Origin of the sequence: Pedobacter zeae (assembly GCF_014196715.1) — a bacterium.
In the GTDB taxonomy this organism is placed as follows: Bacteria; Bacteroidota; Bacteroidia; order Sphingobacteriales; family Sphingobacteriaceae; genus Pedobacter; species Pedobacter zeae.
The window spans coordinates 1,062,076-1,080,211 of the sequence record NZ_JACIEF010000003.1; the positions used below are offsets into that span (position 1 = coordinate 1,062,076).

16 protein-coding genes are annotated in these 18,136 nt (G+C 40.2%); 4 read left to right on the top strand and 12 right to left on the bottom strand.

Annotated features, from left to right (window positions below; translation table 11 throughout):
• Window positions 1–59: 59 nt before the first annotated feature.
• On the top strand, window positions 60–671 hold the full coding sequence (locus GGQ60_RS17560) for a GIN domain-containing protein (protein ID WP_183766783.1): 612 nt from the start codon (window positions 60–62) through the stop codon (window positions 669–671).
• Window positions 672–924: 253 nt separating this feature from the next.
• Window positions 925–2,079: a transglutaminase-like domain-containing protein gene (locus GGQ60_RS17565; RefSeq protein WP_183766785.1), complete on the top strand. Its 1,155-nt coding sequence runs from the start codon at window positions 925–927 to the stop codon at window positions 2,077–2,079.
• 254 nt (window positions 2,080–2,333) lie between these two features.
• On the opposite strand, the gene GGQ60_RS17570 is transcribed toward GGQ60_RS17565, so the two are convergent.
• From GGQ60_RS17570 to GGQ60_RS17595, 6 genes are all read right to left on the bottom strand, one after another.
• Entirely contained in the window at window positions 2,334–3,641 is a 1,308-nt protein-coding gene (locus GGQ60_RS17570) for an HlyD family secretion protein (protein WP_183766786.1), read from the bottom strand.
• On the bottom strand, window positions 3,631–5,823 hold the full coding sequence (locus GGQ60_RS17575) for a peptidase domain-containing ABC transporter (RefSeq protein WP_183766787.1): 2,193 nt from the start codon (window positions 5,821–5,823) through the stop codon (window positions 3,631–3,633). The genes GGQ60_RS17570 and GGQ60_RS17575 overlap by 11 nt, the downstream gene beginning before the upstream one ends.
• A gap of 1 nt (window position 5,824) precedes the next feature.
• Window positions 5,825–6,913, bottom strand: a complete 1,089-nt coding sequence (locus GGQ60_RS17580) for a hypothetical protein (protein ID WP_183766788.1) — start codon at window positions 6,911–6,913, stop codon at window positions 5,825–5,827.
• Window positions 6,910–7,071 carry a hypothetical protein gene (locus tag GGQ60_RS17585; protein WP_183766789.1) on the bottom strand — a complete coding sequence of 54 codons (162 nt, stop codon included), beginning with the start codon at window positions 7,069–7,071 and terminating at the stop codon, window positions 6,910–6,912. The genes GGQ60_RS17580 and GGQ60_RS17585 overlap by 4 nt, the downstream gene beginning before the upstream one ends.
• 4 nt (window positions 7,072–7,075) lie before the next feature.
• Complete coding sequence (gene gwsG / locus GGQ60_RS17590; protein ID WP_183766790.1) at window positions 7,076–8,008, bottom strand: grasp-with-spasm system ATP-grasp peptide maturase; 933 nt, start codon at window positions 8,006–8,008, stop codon at window positions 7,076–7,078.
• Window positions 8,009–8,085: 77 nt separating this feature from the next.
• Window positions 8,086–8,283, bottom strand: a complete 198-nt coding sequence (locus GGQ60_RS17595; RefSeq protein WP_183766791.1) for a hypothetical protein — start codon at window positions 8,281–8,283, stop codon at window positions 8,086–8,088.
• 672 nt (window positions 8,284–8,955) lie between these two features.
• Here GGQ60_RS17595 and GGQ60_RS17600 point away from each other — a divergent pair.
• Window positions 8,956–10,869, top strand: coding sequence for a histidine kinase (locus GGQ60_RS17600; protein WP_183766792.1), 1,914 nt, complete (start codon window positions 8,956–8,958; stop codon window positions 10,867–10,869).
• A gap of 9 nt (window positions 10,870–10,878) precedes the next feature.
• The gene (locus GGQ60_RS17605) at window positions 10,879–11,625 is read left to right on the top strand and encodes a LytR/AlgR family response regulator transcription factor (RefSeq protein ID WP_183766794.1); all 747 of its coding nucleotides are present in this window, start codon (window positions 10,879–10,881) and stop codon (window positions 11,623–11,625) included.
• 26 nt (window positions 11,626–11,651) lie between these two features.
• Here the strand turns inward: GGQ60_RS17605 and GGQ60_RS17610 are convergent, their stop codons facing one another.
• The 6 genes from GGQ60_RS17610 to GGQ60_RS17635 are packed head-to-tail and all read right to left on the bottom strand — an operon-like array spanning window position 11,652 to window position 18,131.
• Entirely contained in the window at window positions 11,652–12,749 is a 1,098-nt protein-coding gene (locus tag GGQ60_RS17610; RefSeq protein ID WP_183766796.1) for a PepSY-associated TM helix domain-containing protein, read from the bottom strand.
• A gap of 9 nt (window positions 12,750–12,758) precedes the next feature.
• Window positions 12,759–14,945, bottom strand: a complete 2,187-nt coding sequence (locus tag GGQ60_RS17615; protein ID WP_183766798.1) for a TonB-dependent siderophore receptor — start codon at window positions 14,943–14,945, stop codon at window positions 12,759–12,761.
• A gap of 10 nt (window positions 14,946–14,955) precedes the next feature.
• Window positions 14,956–15,594 carry an SCO family protein gene (locus GGQ60_RS17620; RefSeq protein WP_183766800.1) on the bottom strand — a complete coding sequence of 213 codons (639 nt, stop codon included), beginning with the start codon at window positions 15,592–15,594 and terminating at the stop codon, window positions 14,956–14,958.
• Between the two features lie 16 nt (window positions 15,595–15,610).
• A complete protein-coding gene (locus GGQ60_RS17625; RefSeq protein ID WP_229685143.1) occupies window positions 15,611–16,117 on the bottom strand; it encodes a hypothetical protein in 507 nt (168 codons plus the stop codon).
• Window positions 16,118–16,149: 32 nt separating this feature from the next.
• Window positions 16,150–17,076, bottom strand: coding sequence for a transporter (locus GGQ60_RS17630; RefSeq protein WP_221235986.1), 927 nt, complete (start codon window positions 17,074–17,076; stop codon window positions 16,150–16,152).
• An 8-nt stretch (window positions 17,077–17,084) separates the two neighbouring features.
• A complete protein-coding gene (locus GGQ60_RS17635) occupies window positions 17,085–18,131 on the bottom strand; it encodes a cytochrome-c peroxidase (RefSeq protein ID WP_183766802.1) in 1,047 nt (348 codons plus the stop codon).
• Window positions 18,132–18,136: the final 5 nt, after the last annotated feature.

Consider the following 18,136-nt stretch of genomic DNA (forward strand, 5'->3'; position numbering starts at 1 on the left):
TTAGTAACCTGTTGCGTCTTAATAACAAAACAACAGTAAAAACCTAAAATATAAAAGATATGAAAACTTTAGCAAAAACAATATTCGCAGCAGCATTAACAGCAGTAGTATTTACTTCATCAGCCATGGCAACTTTTGCCACTGAACCAGTCAAAGCAGAAACAAAAACTTCTTCTTTATCAAAGTTTGACAGGATCTGGGTGAGTGGTAATGTGAAGCTTATCTTAACACAAGGAGATCAACAAAATGTAGAAGGCACCAGCAATTATGACGCTGCAAAAACCTCCGTATCAACTGATGGAAAAACCTTGTTTATCAACTCATTGGAAACAAGTCAGGTAACGCTGAATATTACCGTAAAAGATTTAGAAAGAATTGAAGCTTACGGACAATCGGTTGTGGTGACCAGCAATAATTTTGATGTAAAATACCTTCAGTTATTTTTAGGACAAAGTGCTACCGCGAAGATTAAAACTACTGCAGGCAGTTTATATACTATCGTTAAGGATGATGCGGTATTAAAATTAAATGGTACCGCTGTTCAAAGTACAATGATTGCAAGCAACATGAAAAACGTAAAGTTAGCTGACTTTGCCAGTGCCAAATCTGCATCATATGCTTCGGAAGCGATTATGGAAGCAGAGCAAAATGCAATGGTTCTGGCAAAATAGAACAGATCAATCAGATAAGTTAAAGCTGCCCATTGGGCGGCTTTTTTGTTTAAGGGGGTGGGCGATTTGAAGAATATTTCCGGCTAACGCGAAACCATACGCATTGCAAGTTTTGAAAATGAGCCTGGGTTGTTTTATATCTGTCTGGTAGCCATTGTTTTAGTTCGGTAATTATTGTTTTTTTTGGTTAAATGCAACGTTCTGAAGTTTTCGGTCGTCTTGATTTAAACCTGAACCTTAAACTAATTTGAAAATGAAACGCACCATTCTGTTCTTACTACTTTTTCCAGTAACAATCACATTCGCCCAGAAAAAGCTTAAAATCATTAAAGCAACTTCTACCAGTGTTGATATCAAGGATGATAACTATCCCATCAGAAAAAATGCCTGGACAGTTGTCCCCAAAGAAAAATTAGATGTATATACCACCTCGGCCAAAAAAGTAACTTTTTACACCGACCAGGAATCCATATCATTCAATGTCGATCCGAAGATCGGAGAATATGATTTTATTATCCTGGTTAATGGAACCGATACCGCAAGAACTCAGGTTAAGTATGATGCAAAAGCACCTGTCAGGAAGCCTGTTGCCTATCTTGACACCCTTCGTGGTGCGGGCAAATATAACCTGTCTGACAGGCGTGAAATCCCGGTATTTACCTATCAATCCATGGACAACCCTAATCTGGTGCGCATCAAAAAGGATCTCAGGCTGGATTCGGTTGCAGGCAATGGAAATGAGCTTTCTAAAGTTTTCAACCTGATGCATTGGGTACATAATCTGATCAGGCATGACGGGAACAGCGATAACCCAACCCTAAAAAATGCCATTGATCTGATCAGGGTGTGCCGGGAGCAGAACCGCGGGGTAAACTGCCGCATGCTGGCCACGATACTTAACGAATGTTACCTCGCTATGGGTATTACTTCCAGATATATTACTTGCATGCCAAAAGAAACCAACTTTGATGATTGCCATGTAATTAATATGGTATACATCAAAGACCTTAAGAAATGGATCTGGATTGACCCTACCTTTGATTCGTATGTGATGGATGAAAAAGGCAATCTCCTGGGTATTCAGGAAGTAAGGGAGCGGTTGATAAAAAGTATGCCGCTGGTACTAAATGCGGATGCAAACTGGAACCGTACTGCCCTGCAATCTAAAGAATATTACCTGCAGACCTATATGGCAAAGAACCTCTACCGCCTGGAGACACCTGTAATGAGCCAGTTTGATACGGAAACCTGGACAAGCGGGAAAGAAGTGGCCTACGTGGAACTGTTGCCATTGGATGGTATCGTTCAAGGACCACACAAAAGGGAATCAACATATCAGAAAACCGGGGTTAAGTTTATCAATTATAAGACCAATAATCCTGAACTGTTCTGGGCTACCCCGAAATAGTATTTTCTGAGAAATACAGGCTATTTATTTGGCGGCCTTAAGGAGTTCAATCTTTTTAAGAGTAAGCAGATAAGTGTTTACACAAATGCCTGTTGTGGCCACCTGGCACTCCAATGTGATTAAGTTAATTAGCCCGAAGTCGTTAGTCTGAGCGTAGTCGAAGACTTCTTGATTTTTATAAAATAAATTATCCCTCAGGGTGAGATTTATCACTACTTAACTTAATGGCTTTGATCGGGTACCTCGCTCCTGTTTTATTCAGACTGGTATCTGGTAAGCTTTCTGAGCTGGTAAAAGAATCTTTCTATTAATCTTAAATCCTGCGTTACGATTTCGGCATTACCTTTAAGCTCTTTATCAAAGGGAAGTACTTTGTGGTAAGATGTTTTCAGCCCTTTCGGAAGCGATACCTCTACATAATAATTGCCTTTATCATCAGGAGTAAAGGATATGTTTTGAACTTTACCCTCTATAATACCATATTCCTGATAGCGGTAATTATCCAGTTTGATTAAAACTTTTTCTCCCTTGGCAATTTTACCCGAATTGCCGGCTGCTACGAACATTCTTCCGATCAGCGCCTGGGTATGATCGGGTAGGATAGATAAAACAGGATCTCCACGTTTTACAAACTGGTTTTCGCCCCAGAATTGCTGAAAACTGGCCATACCATCGGTAGAGGAAATAACCAGATAGTTTTGTTCCCAGGCCCTTAACGAACGTCTTAGTTGCTCGAATAGCTGCAGGGTTTGCGAAGCAAAGTTGATTTTGTCTTTCTCTGCATTTATGGTTGTCCCGCTTTTGGTTTTATTAAGGTTATAAATCATCTCTTCTGTTTGCGCCAATGAAATATCTATATTTTCTAAATTTTGCTGTGCCTGCAGGAACTTAATTTTTTCATTTTCGAATTCAGAGGTTGAAATGGCTTTTTGACTAAGAAGCTGCTGGACCCGCTGATAATTTTTCCTGACCAACTCATACTTGGCCAGCTCAAATGCTTTTTGCCGTTTTAAGGTAACCATTCTACTTTTATTTACTGATATATTTTGAACAGTGGCAACATTTTCTGGTGCATAGGGTTTAAGTTTATTAAACAGCTTTTCATCCTGAAATGCCTTGGCAAAATTATTGTAATCGCCCTGCAGTTCTCCTAATTTAAATCCCGAAACTTTATCTACAGGAAATGAAACTAATTGATGAGTAGAAATGGAATCGATTATTTGCTTAAGCTGTAAAATGTCTTTGTAATTTGCAGTGGATTGTAAAACCATTAACAGCTGATCCTTTTTTACCTTTTGGTGGTCGGTAATCAATATTTTTTCAATTCTCGAATCCGTTCTGATTTCTAGTTTTTCTGGTGGATTTTGTGACGTAACGATGATGCTGGCGGGTACGAATTCCGGGTATTTAATGAAATAACTCATCAATAAGATCATCAATAGGATAGCCAAAATAACAACACTACCCCACCGGAACATCCAATGAGGTGGTTCTGCCAAAACATCCTGCACGGCCTCCGAGCGAAATGTTATTTCATCCAATTTATCTTTCTTAGTTTCCAAGTTCGAGCTGGTTTTTTATTAATCTGTAATACTCTCCTTTTTTAGCAATCAACTCATTATGATCGCCTTCTTCAACAACCATTCCTTGATCTAACACGATAATTTTATCTGCATGTTTAACTGTAGATAATCTGTGGGCGATCACAACAGCGGTTTTACCTTTAAAAAAATGCTCCAGGTTCTCGATAATTATTTTTTCGTTATTGGCATCCAGAGCGCTTGTAGCCTCATCGAAAAAGATATACTCAGGAGATTTGTATACCGCCCGGGCAATAAACAACCGTTGCTTTTGTCCGCCACTAATACCTATTCCCTCATTGCCTATTTTGGTGTTATAGCTTAAAGGTAAACTTTCTATAAAATCCTTTATGTTGGCAATTTCTATTGCTTTTCTCATTTTTTGCTTATCAATAGCATCTTCGCCAATGGCGATATTATTGGCAATGGTATCGTTAAATACATAACTCTCCTGCATTACCACTCCGCAGTGGTTTCGCCAATGCCTTGGCGAGATATTTTTCATATCAGTATTTCCGATTTTTATTTCCCCTTTATCCGGATCGTAAAATTTTGTGAGCAGCTTTAATAATGTGGTTTTTCCGCTACCGCTTGCACCCACAATGGCGGTGGTTTTTTGAAAGGGAATGCGCAGGTTAAGGTCCTGAAAAATAAAGGATCCTGAACCGGTGTATCTAAAAGAAATATTCTTCAGTTCGATGTCTTTTTGCTCAATTTCAGTAACGTATTGTTCTTCGCGGCTTTCCTCTTCTTCTTTGTCGTGAATTTCGCCTAACCGCTCCAACGAAATTTTGGCATCTTGCGTTTGTTTAATGAAATCGATTAACTGCAACAAAGGGCTGTTAAGCTGCCCGATAATATATTGTACTGAAAGCATCATGCCGAGCGTGAGGTTGCCGCTCAATACGAGTTTTGCAGCCATAAAACTCACCAGGATATCTTTTATCTGATTAATAAAACCACCACCAACAGATTGCCACTGTTCTAAGGAGAGTGCCTTTATTTTTATCTTAAATAACTTTACCTGTAAAAATTCCCAGCCCCAGCGCTTCTGTTTTTCGGCATTATGCATTTTTATTTCCTGCATGCCATTAATCAGTTCTATCACCGTGCTCTGCTCCTGTGCAACCTGAGCAAACATTTTATAGTCGAGTTCTTTTCTTCTTTTAAGGAAAAAAGCAATCCAGCCTACGTATAAAAGTGCGCCCAGCAGGTATACGGCAAATAACCTGTAATCATAAATGAAGAGTATGCTGCTAAAAATAAGCAGGTTTACCATCGAGAAGAGGGTATTGAGCGAGGAGCTGGTGAGCAATTGTTCTATCCGGTGGTGATCGCTTATCCGCTGCATAATATCACCTGTCATCCGCGTATCAAAGAAACTGATTGGAAGTTTCATCAGTTTGATAAAAAAGTCGGAAATGATTGAAATGTTAATCCGGGTAGAAAGGTGTAGCAGGATCCAGCTCCTAATCACTTCGATGCCTATTTTACCCATAAAAAGCATCACCTGGGCCAGCAAAACGAGGTAAATAAAGTTAATATCCTGGTTTTGTATGCCTACATCAACAATACTTTGGGTAAGGAAGGGAAAAATAAGCGATAATAAACTTCCGGCCAGTAAGCCGATGGCCAGCTGTATAACGAGCGATTTATATTTTAGTAAATACTTGGAGAGGAAAGAGAAGCTTGTTTTCTTTTCTGTGTCTTCGAAATCACTGTTGTAAAATGAAGGGCTTGTTTCTAAAATAAGGGCAATGCCTTCTTCTGTATTTTCGTGGGCATTTTCGCCGATCCAGTATTGTATAAATTCAGCTTTGGTGTAGGTAATTAAGCCATAACCCGGATCTGAAACATAAACCTTACCGGCCTTGTCAATTTTATAAACCACAACATAGTGATTTTTATTCCAGTGTACAATGCAGGGCAATGGTGCATCGGCCAGTAGGGTACTAAAATTTATTTTAATGCCTAATGTTCTAAAGCCTAAAGCCTCTGCTGCATTACTGAGTCCAAGCAGGGCACTTCCTTCACGGGTGGTTTCGGCAAGTGTTCTGATTTGGGCTAACGGGATGCTTTTATTATAGTGTTTTGCTATAATGCGCAGGCAGGTAGGGCCACAATCTTTTGCATCGGGTTGTTTATAAAAGGGAAAAGATTTCATCCTAAACGGCCCAGGTTTTGTTAAAATGATACGATAATTTTTGCTGATCTATGGTGCAACCTGTTGAAGATATGGTAACGCCACAATCCTTAAGGTTAATATAATTTTCCTCATCATCCCATTTTGATAGATAAGGGTTGTAAGCACATTCAGTTTGATGATACCATTTCTCATCACCTTTAACAGGCACCCGGCTGTCAACACACATGTACCGGAATTCGCAATCGCAGCAAACAAGTGTATCGTTTTTATTGATGTTTCCTAATTCGCGAAATTTCTCTGAGTAGATGGTGTTTAAAAACAGATCTTTGGTTAACATCTTCAGCTTACCAAAGCTGTATATATTATTTAGACCATTTTTAACATTACCTTCCTGATCGATGTATACCTTTCCGTGATAATAGGAATGAACGTTGTAGGCCTCTAAAAAATGTTCGTTATTTAACGATAGTTTATCTGTCGTTAATTTGGTTTTATAGATAGAAAATTCTTCTTCAAAAAAGTTAAAATAAATATTTTGATGTAGCTGTGTGGTCTGTGCCTGGCCAGCCACATTGAAGAAGTTGACCGAAAAAATTAACCGGTGATTACTGATTAATTGACGTGTTGTTTCAAAGTTTTCCTGATCAAAATTTTCAATATATAAGTAAATGCTGTCTATTTCGAGAATATCTATTTTTGCTAAAAGGCTGAACAAGCGATCATCTATCTGAGGTGCTATAATCGAGACGTTTAAAAGGTATTCATCTTTAATGAAATCAAAAAATACAGGGTCTATATCCGAATGTACAATTACATTAGTGAGCAGGTTTGGTCGATCAAGACTTCTGCTGAAACTTTTGAAACGTTTTTTTTGCTTACGGTCAGCAATTTCAAATATGATTTCTTCTTTAAGTAAAAAATCTATCAACTCCGCTTTTTCCTCCTGGTCAGTGATCTTATTAAAATTAATCACATCGTTGGTATCTAAAATGGCATAATGCGCATTAGGGATAAAAAAATAATCTTTCCGAATAATATCATAAATAATTGCCCTATTGTAACCCATAACAGGAATGCACAATTGATTTCTTAAAAATAATTTATTCATAACGGCGATTTATAAAGTAGGTCTAACTGTAAACTTTTGGTACAGAATATTTTAGATTCTCTGGTTTTGACTAAATATTTCGGTTTTTCTTTTTTAACTAAAGATTTTAAATGAATGGGTGCATTTCCGCTTTGAATTTCCAGGCTGATTTTCTTCATGTGATTATAGATTTAAGGCAATTTCTTTTTCTAGGTTGTAATTGCAGGGACTGGAAACCATTCCGAATTGGCCGATAGGATTGAGGTCTAAAAAATAATATTGCTGGTCCTCTTTGGATAAAACGACATCAAAAGAAGCGCAATTTAAACCTATAGTGTCCAACAAGCTTTTAATTTTGCGCTCGTAATATTTTGGAAATTGATAGGGTGTTATCCTATTGGGTTTCGATCGGTCGTAATTTCTAAAGTCAACCTTTGTTTTATTATTGCTTTGAGAAAAAATGGCCATCGCGTAAAAATTGCCATTAAGGTAGAAACACCTTATTTCATAGGTTTTCAAAATGTTTTTCTGGAAAAATGTAGGGACAAATTCATTTGGCAATGCTTCAATATCAGCTGCTGTTATCTCAGCTGTATATGTTAAATGAATAAAGTTATCCGTATCAAAAATAGTAAGAGGCGCGTTTAAGGGTTTCGATATGATGTTTTTTTCTTGATTATAAAATTCCTGTAAAGCTTCTTTATTTCCGGTAACAATAAAATTTGGCGCCAGTATTTTAAGTTTACTGCATAAATCCAACAAACGAAGTTTGTTGATGTCTCTTGTTTTAAAATTATTTATGCCATCTTTTTTATCGAAAGTGAAATGGAGGTATTCCATTAAACTTTCATTTTCTGACAATAGGTAATTACTGATATGTTCACTTTTAAAGTTTTTTACAAGGTCTATATCTCCCCGCCTATACCATATTTTGGTTATTTCATTGCTGTGAATTTTTGTTCCATTAATGTTGAGTATAAAATCCTTTTCTGTAATCGAAATCAGTTTTACATCTGTATCTTCATTAATACGAATAAAATTCTTTTTCAACTGTATTAACCAGTTAATAACCATAGCAGTAGAATAATCATCAGTAATGGAGAAAATCAAGATCATACTTAATTGGAGTTAACTTTGTTTAATTAGGTAAAAAATGGAGGCGGTTATTCCTCCATTTTTTAATTTGAAGAGCTTTAATCAATAGAATTGGAAAGTCCCTGTACTGTTCTTACACTTCTAATACTTCCGTCGTCATTGTAATAGGTATACTGGCCATCAGGTGAATTGGTTGTGCCGGTTCTTACCCAGCACTCACTCATGGTTGAGGCAAGCTTGCCTCCATTGATTTGACTATTCTTTAAATCAATTCGTTTTTCAAATAAACCTTTCATCGTATTTATTTTATTGGTTAATAAATCTTGTAATTTTTGTTTTTGGTGTTATTAGCAATTATATTCAGTACAAACCTGAATGGTTGTTTTATTGTCGTCCTTAACAGTGTACCGAACATCAGAACAGCCTCCTGAACAGGTTTCTGTGCGAACTGTCGTATTCGATTCGGCTAATTTTCCTCCGTTGATTTGACAGCTTTTTAAGTCAATCCTTTTCTCGAACAAATTGTTGTTTGTTTTCATAATAAAATAATTTTAGTGTAATAGGTAAATTTCGCCACCTTACCCTGGCGTTTGGGTTTTGTTAATTTAAAAATCGACACAAGCCAAAGGGATTACAAGGGGCAATTGATATGTGACAGGTTTGAGCACCTTTTCGTGAATTCTGCACACATATTCGTAAAACGGCTAAGCACCAATGGAGATTTCGTTTATCCTTTCTAAGGAAAAATGCTGAAATACAGCTAAAAGCCTCATATCCGTATCCAGGCCCTTGCTGGTATTATTGCAGTAATTTTCAGATAAATATTAAATCGGCGCAGATATCGAATGAAACCCCACAGATATTTGTCGGCTGTTTTTTTTAGTGTTTACTATTTATACTTTTAAGGAATAATTCAACCCGCACCCTATTAGAGGTGTAATATGTTTGATAAGCCAATTCTTTCGTTGATGAATACCTGTGCGAAAACCCTGATTACCCTTTCTACGATTTGTTTTCTTATTATTCCGGCTTGCAGGAATAAGGAAGCCCCTAAGGTTGAGCATCAGTCAGTTAAAAAAGCCGCTTCCCAGGATGATTTATCGCTTATCCTTTCTTTCGATACCTTATCAGTTGCGGCGATAAAAAATATAGTTTACCAACAAGACAGCCTGTTGGGCAAAGGCCCCGATAAAGAGTCAAACCCTTACTATCATTATTACCATGCCAGAAAATATATTTTTGAAAAGAAAAGAGATAGTGCCTTAATGGCGTACCAGAAAATGAAAGGGCTAAGCCCGAATGATGATATTGAGTTATTGAAAACCTATCGTATATTAAACCATAAAATGGTCAGCGGATCAACGGTCGAGTCTGCTTTGATGAGCCAGATTTTTGCAGCTTTGAAAATTGCTGAGCAGGCCCATAGCCGGTTGACCTATTCTTTTTATGATTTACTGGCACAGGCCTATTTTCAGAACAATAACGAAAAAAAATCAATTGAATATGCGGCTATTTACTTTAAGCATAATCCCTTTAATACGCATCCTGTAATTAAACAACGCTATTTTGATATTTCGTTCCTATTGGCATCGCGGTTGGGCGATTTTAAAAAAATGACCTATTATAATGCCCAGGCAAGGCGTTTGGCCGAGCAGGTTGGCGATAGCCTGGCCATAGCCCGCACTTACGATAACGAAGCACAGATTTACAGCCGGCAATTGCAAACGGCCAAAGCCCTGGCCAGCAGTAAAATTTATTTCAACTACCTTAAAAAAACCAATAACCTGAATGGTATTGCCTATAACAACCTGGCTACCGCATTTTCTCAAAATCATGAGCCCGATTCTGCCATCAAATATTACCATGCGGGCATAGCTTTCGAAAAGCGCGATGCATCAGCCAGGCAAAAGGATATCTATTACAACGGCCTGATCGAAGCCTATAAAATGAAGGGCGATTTTGCCCATGCGCTCCAGGCCGCAGATTCTGCCTACGCTATCGAACTGCGTAACTATAAAGCGATCGAAGCAGTTAAGGTTGCCGAAATTCATGAAAAGTATCAGACAGAGAAAAAAGACCGGAATATAGCGGAGTTAAATAACCGCAATAAACTGAATGAAACCATTATTAAACAGCAACGCTGGACAATTTTTTTAACGCTACTGGTTTTTATGGGGGTGGTTTCTTTCTTGTATACCTTTTATCGCCAGCAACGTTTAAGAGAAAAAAATAAACTGCTTAAATCAGAAAACCAGCGGTTAAATGTAGAGCAGAAAATGCTTCAGGCGCAGTTAAATCCGCATTTTATTTTTAATGCCATAGCAAATTTACAAAGCCTGATTGCCTCAGGGCATGTAGAAGAATCGGTATCTTACCTGCGGTCTTTTTCGGGCTTACTGCGTGGGGTTTTAGAACAAAACAGAAAAGATTTTATCGAAATTGAAGAAGAAATTGCTTCTTTAAACCATTATCTTCAGTTACAGCAAATGCGGTACCCTGATGTTTTCGATTATAAAATTACTGTTGATGAGGAGCTGGACCAAAACGAAACGCTTATCCCGCCAATGCTCGTTCAGCCTTTTGTAGAAAATGCCATTGAGCATGGTTTCCGAAATATTACCTACAAAGGTTTGCTAACCATAGCTTTCAGGAAAAAAAACGATTTGCTGGTAATTGAAATTGATGATAACGGCAGCGGGCTAACCAAAAAAACAACAGAAGATCAAAAGAAACAATCGCTGGCCCAGGTAATTTTAAAAGAAAGAATTGATTTACTCTTTACAGCTAAAGGGCAGAAAGCAGAATTTAAGGTAAAAGACAAAGGCGGCGACACTGCAACAGGTGTGTTTGCTGAAATCCTGATCCCAATAATTAATGATTAAATAACGGTTATGAAGCTTTATATTTTAGAAGATGAAATCCGGATTTTACAACACATTTTACAAATTGTTAAAAAAATAGACTATCTGGAAGTAGTTGGCACTGCCGGAGAAATTAAAGTAGCCAAGAAAGAAATTCCGGCAGTAAAACCCGATATTATTCTGGCCGACATCCGTTTAAAGGATGGCGATAGTTTTCACTTGTTTGATGAAATCGGGGTGGCCGATTTTCAGGTTATTTTTTTAACGGCCTACGATCAGTATGCTATTCAGGCACTTAACCTGGGGGCTTTTGGCTATTTACTTAAACCCATTGATGAGGTATCCTTAACGGCCTATTTAAACAAATGTTACCATCATCGCGAGCAGGAAACTTTAGCGCAACAGCAGCTTGCTATTGCGAAGGAGCATTATCTTGCTCAGGGAATGGCCGCAGCGAAGCGGATTGCGCTAAAAAGCCTTGAATATATAGAAGTTGTAGCCATTGATGATATTATGTATTGTAAAAGTGATAAGGGGTATACCACATTTTACTTGAATACCAATAGCGAGATTTTGGTTTCTAAAGGATTAAAAGAATATGAAAGTTTACTTACTCCTTTTGGTTTCTTAAGGTGCCATCAATCGTACCTGATTAATTTTAAATACGTTAAAAAATATTACCGCGAAGGTTACTTACAAATGGAAAACAAGGAAACTATACCGGTTTCCAGCAGGAAAAAGGAAGAAGTGCTTAGGTATCTTGAAAATATAGCATAGGGACTCTTGTTAGGAGATTGGCTTAGCTAAAGTTTTTTTCTTTTTAACCATAGCCATGCACCGCTTACAGACAGAAAACCGGGAGTGAATCCAAATATTACATAAACCCATTTTAAAACAGCTCCTCCAAAGGCTCCTGTATGAAGTTGATAGTCGATGTATTCAAACCGTTCTTCCATGTCCTGCTCATCAATCACCTTCCGGTTCTTTATTTTTCCGGTGCAGGCATCAAAGGCAATGCTGCTGGCCTTTCCCTGGAGCAATACATTGGTGGTTTGCGGCATGTGGCCCCTTAGCAGAATATCAGCATTCTTTACCGTAGGGATGTTTACAGCAATAGGCTCAAATCCCGGAACGGTTTTACAGGCCAGGGTAACCAGCGTATCAATATTGGCATGAACTTCAAAAGTGGCCTGCTGTTTTGGAAGCGACCACATAGCAGGACTGAAATATTCCCTTAACATCCAAAATCCGGTAAAAAATAACAGCATGTTGAACAGTAATGCCCACACACCGATGATCCGGTGCAGCGAGGAAATACCCGTTCGCCGGCTCTTAAAATTAAGCCCCGCTTTAAAACGGAGCGCTTCCCAAAAATGTTTGCGGTAAATGATGGTACCGGTAATCAGCGACAGTAGCATTACCAGGCCAATAATCGCGGTAAGCAGCATTCCGGGAATGCCCAGTTGAAGGCTATAATGAAGGGTATAGATCCAGCGTATAAAGGAAGGCGAAAATTCATTATAACCGCCTTCCTTAAGGATCTTTCCGGAATAAGGATTTACAAAAACATAGTAAAGATAGTTGTCTGTAAGCTTTTGCTGTCTTTTGTAAAGCATAAACTCATAACTGTCGTACTTGTTTCTTGGAAAATCGTGCAGAACCAGTTTTTTAAGGTTTGGATGGGTATGTAGCACCATCCGGTAAAGCTCATCGGCAGAAATCTTTTTCCCGCGGGGAACAAGGCGGTGCAGTTCGGGATTAAAATAACGATCGAGCTCATGCCTGAAAACGAGCAGCGAACCACTCAGCCCGTACAGCAGAAAGAATACTCCGGCCATAAGGCCAAGCCAGCCATGGAGTTTAAAGGATATTTTGGTTATGCGTTTTTTCCAATCCATCATTTACCCAGGTTAAAATTTATAGCCGACATTTAACCTGAACTCCCTTGGGGCGTATGGAACGTAGGCATAGGTGCCAATTGTAGCCGACGATGGCGTAATCCATGCGCTTCCGTAATTGAATCGGTTTAAGATATTGTTTACAATTCCGTTTACACTGAAATGGCCATGCGACCAGGTTACGCCACCATCTAACCTGAATATAGGTGCAAGCTCGAGTTTTTGAAGTTCGTAACGGCCGGCCCTTCCTATTTGCAACTGGTATCCTGAAGATATTGCTAAACCCTTTATCTGCTCAATGGGCAAAAGATAATTCAGCCAGGTATTCTGGATATGCTTAACGCGAAAAGGAGTAACCAATCCTACCCTGGCCGGATTTTCATCTGTTGAAATATGACTGTCGGTGTAGGCATAATTGATTACGGTATTTAGGCCTTTCACCATTTCTCCCTTCAGGTCAAACTCTATTCCTTTTGAAATGGTCTGGCCGAGCTGCGACTGGATGTTGGTTGAGGGATCGGTAACTTTAACATTATCGCGGATAATCCGGTAAAGTGAAACGGTGGTATTCCATTTTCCTTCCATCCAGTCTTTTTTAAGACCAGCTTCTAAATTTTTGCCCTTTAAGGGCTTAAATGCTTCTCCGCTGGTGGTATTCACACCACTTTGAGGGGTAAAGGTCTGGTCGGAAAGCGCATATACGGAAAAATCAGCCGTCAGTGAATAGCTCAATCCCAATTTTGGCGTAAAGGCGGTATTTTTAGTTTCGCCCAAACTGGTTTTTACAGGGCTCTTCTGAACACCTGTTTTACTAAAGGTAAGCCTGGCCGCCAGTGTCACACGTAACTTGTTTTCAAACATCCCGAGTTCGTCCTGCACATAGGCCGCCTGATATGAGATGGCCTGCTGATCGGTTGCAATCTCTGATAGTGCGCCGGTTCTAACGTTGGGATCAAAAGGAATTCCATAAACAGGCTTATTTGTATCCAGGGGATAAAGGGTCTGGTTGGCAGTAGGATCGCCAGATCCGGAATAGGAGATAAACTTTTTACGGTTGATATCTACCCCTCCCAGCAATTGGTGGCTAACGGTACCTGTAGAAAATTCGCCGCTCACATAGGGCTGTATAGCCAATACATCAGTATTTAGGCGCTCATAAGTTGCCCTGCGCATGATGAGGTTGGGTTGAGCGGCATTGTACCTGGAAACAAAGAAATAGGTTCCTTCCAGGTGGTCTCTGGCATAGGCTGCATTTACGGTTAAGTGCCAGTTTTTACTCAAAGTGTTATGATAAGTTAAAAAACCATTGTGCTCTATGGATTTAAATGGCACCTTATTGGGATCATTTATGGTAAAATCAACAGGCAGGCTTGCAAATCCATCAGGTGCAAATACAGTAGCGAAATACTGCTGGAAACGCTGGTCTTGGAAAAGGTATTCTGCAGAAACATCAGCATGATCATTTATATTGTACCTGATTACCGGGTCTATCACAAATTTGTCATTGAAATTATACTTTTGGAAAGATTCAGACTTTTGCCCCAGGGCATTTAAACGGTACTGCCACTTTCCGGCCTTATCGATGTTGCCATCCAGATCGGCACTGAGGCGGTAAAGGTTAAAACTACCCGTAGTAAAACCGATCTGATGGTTAGGGGTACCCGTAGGTTGCTTAGTGAGTACGTTATAAGAACCCGCAGGGTCAAAAAGCCCATTGATATAACTGGACGGGCCTTTAATAAACTCCACCCGGTCAATAATGGCGGCATCCTCGGCGCTTGGACCTGCATAGATCATAGAAAGATCCATTCCGTTACGCATTGGGGTAATCTGTGCCCCACGCATAAATACCGAAGAATTGTACAGGTCTGCATTGTTGTTGCGCAGGGCCCCGCTCACATTACGGGTTACACTTTCATTGATGGTTATGGCCTGCTGGTCGGCCATGAGGCGCTGGTCAATCTCCTGGATGTTCTGCGGCAATTGCAGCAGTGGTGTACCGAGTTTCAGCGCAGCCGACGACTTGTTCAGGTTATACCGGCGGTAATAGCGCGAACTGATCCTGATTTCCTGCAATACCTTTGCCGTGGTATCTAAAGCAGATTTCAAGGTGTCCTTTTTTACCTTTGTGTTTTGCTGGGCACTAACACCCGTGGCTAAGAGGATAAAACATAAGCCCGAAAGTAAGATCCTTTTCATCTCATCTTTTTTACTTTTCTTTCAAAAGAATATCCATATCCTTCATTAACTGATCTACCTGATCGGTCTGCGTTCCGTCATAGGCCCCTCTAACCCTTCGGTGTTTATCAATAAGCACCAGGTAGCCCTGGTGAACATAACCCCCGGGAGAGGCCTTATCTTCGTTAACCGAAACCAGATAATCCTTTTCTGCCAATCTGTAGACGATGTCTTTTATTCCCCACACAAACTGCCATTGTTTGCCATCGGCACCAAGCTTTGAACGGTAGGCCTTAAGCCTCGAAGGAATATCGTAACGGTAATCAATGGTATGCGATAGGAGCATCACATCCGGATTGCCCTTATATTTCTCATAGACCTTTAAGAGGTTGCGGTGCATAATGGGACAGATGGTTGGGCAGGAAGTAAAAAAGAAATCGGCTACATAGATCTTGCCATCAAAGTCCTTGTTGGTTACCGTTATGCTGTCCTGGTTTAAAAAGCTAAAATCAGGTATGGTTTTATAAGCAGTATCAATTACGGGTTTCCCGTTAACCATGGTTTGCTTTACCCCATCGGGAATCAGGGGCAATCTTTGTTCGCTCTCCCTGCATGAAAAAATCATGATGGCCAGGGCAAGTATCAGAACCGGCTTTAAGTTTTCTTTCATCGCTGTTCTTTTTAAATTAATGTTTGCTGTGGTCGTGTTCTGCAACGGGCGAAGCCGGCTTCAGGTTAAACTTTTCCAGGTAAGCATCTGATTCTTCAAGGGCCTGTTTGTATTCGCCATCGAGCTTTTTGATCTTGGTCATTTCGTTCTGGAAATACTTTATAGCCTCTGCATTGCTCTTTCCCTCAATATCTGGCTGGAAAGCATGCATCCAATCCATCATATTATCATCTGCCTTGATTAGCCTGGCGATCAATAAATTGATTTTGTTTTTTTCCTCAGCGGTATCAAGGTCTGGTCTGCCCGTCTTTATTTCCTTTAATTTTACTTTGGAAAGGGTATCCAGGGCCATCCTGTTCTTTACCGCCTTTTCTCCATCTTCCATAACCTTATCGTGCAGGTCCATCACTTCCTGGCGGAAGACCTTATAGTCTGGTTCATTTTTACATCCAATAGTCATTACTACTACACCTAGTGTCAACATGGCGGCTGCTCCGCTGCATTTTTTGATCAGTTTTCTCATATCGTTAAATTTTGTTTCAATTATTTTATCATTTAAAATGGAATGCTCATGTGTACCATCAGGCGGTTTCCGGCATATACCCTTCCACCTGCAAGATCCTGCGACCTGACGTTCTGGTAGTTGGCTCCTACAGATAACCGCTTCATTGTAAGCTCTACGCCTGCAACTGCAGAGAAAGAATAGCCACCAGATACATCTACCGTATATTTTTTGTTTTCAACATCTTTTTCTGCAGTCTCATATAGTATCCCGGCATTTGGAGCCAATGTTAGGGTATTGGCTACCCGAAACTTATAATAGACGAGTGCATTTGCTGTAAACTTATTACCATAACGGTAGGCATACCTGTTTTCGGTATTTAGTTTATAATTGGCGTTCAGGTTTAGTCCAAGGTCATTGTAGCGGATATCGTAGGCTGCGTTGACCGTAAAATCGGTACTTGCTGTGCCCAGCTGAAAATTGTTTGGAGATTCCTGGACCACCAGGCGCTCGGTTGGCTCGTATTTTCCGCTAGGAACTTTGATTCCTGCCCCTACCCAAAGGGATTGTACAAGCAGTTTTTTGCCAAGGGTTCCGCTGTGGTTGATCAGGTTATAGTAACCCACCACCGCAATATCGCCAATTCCGTTCTTTTTGCCACTTGCTTCCTGGCTGTTACGCTCGTTGAAATTATAAGGTACAAAGGCCAAAACGCGGAACTTCTTTCCAAAATTCCATCCGCCCCAAAGCTCTGCGCTCTGATAGGTCTCATCGGCAGTCAAAGGTGTCCGCTCCCCCTGCGGGCCAAGGTGGGTCTGGAGTGATTTGTATTGATAACGCAGTCCGAGAAACCGTTTGTTATATTCTGGTAAGATCCCGATGTAGTAGCTGCCTACCCCACAACCGCAGATATCGCAGGCCAGTGATGGAAGTGTAAGCACCATCAGAAAAAAAACTGTTATTATTTTTTTTATACTCATGCTAACTGTTATTGTTCGGCCAGGGCCGGATTGTTTATAAAAGTCTCATCGTTCAGTGTCGATAAGAATGCCAGTAGTTTGGTCTTGTCTGCATCGCTTAGGGAAATGCCCAGCCTGCCCCCGTTTTTTAGAGCTGGATCAAGGTTTGGCAAATCCTGTACTTGCGAATTATAATGTTCCAATACACCATCAAGGGTTAAAAACCTGCCATCATGCATGTAAGGTGCGGTATATTTCAGGTTTCTTAAAGAAGGAACCTTGAACTTGTACCGATCGGTTGCGATCAGTGTGGCGGTGTATAGCCCCTGGTCGTTTACCGGACTCAAAGAAAGCCCGTTATTATGGAAAGACCCGTCGGTAAATAAAGGTTCACTGTGGCAGGAAGCACATTTCTCTTTAAATAGTGCATAGCCTTCCTGTTCCTGCGCGGTGAATGATACGCCCGCTTCCTTTCTGGTTACTTTGTCATATTTGGAATTGCTGCTGATGCACATTACCATGAACTGCGATAATGCTTTCATCATCCTTGCAGTAGTGATTTCCTCCGTGCCGAAGGCATTCTTGAACATTGCCGTATATTTTGGCAAAAGCCTCAGTTTTGCCAGTACATTATCAACACGTTCATCCATTTCTTCGTGGGTGGTGATGGGCACAATGGGTTGCAGGTCGAGATCAAAAACACCTCCGCCCCACATAAAGGCTTTATTCCAGGGCAGGTTCATAATTGGAGGAGAGTTCCGGGTACCCAAACGGTCATCTATGCCATGGCTCACGTCATGCCCGTGCTGTGTAAAAGCAGAAGACTGGATGTGGCAGGAGCCACAGCTTATCGTATTGTTTCTAGACAGTCGCGCTTCATAGAACAGGCTGCGGCCCAGTTCAAAACCGGCTTTGGTTACCGGGTTTGCTGCCAGGTTGTAAACTGGTTCCGGAAAATTTGCCGGTTTCTGAAAGCCGAGGAAAGTTTCGATCTGCGTTTCAACCACATCGCTCTTCTTGCAGGCGTAGACGAAAACACAGATCAAAAAAATAATGATTAATTGCTTTTTGTTCATGTCGC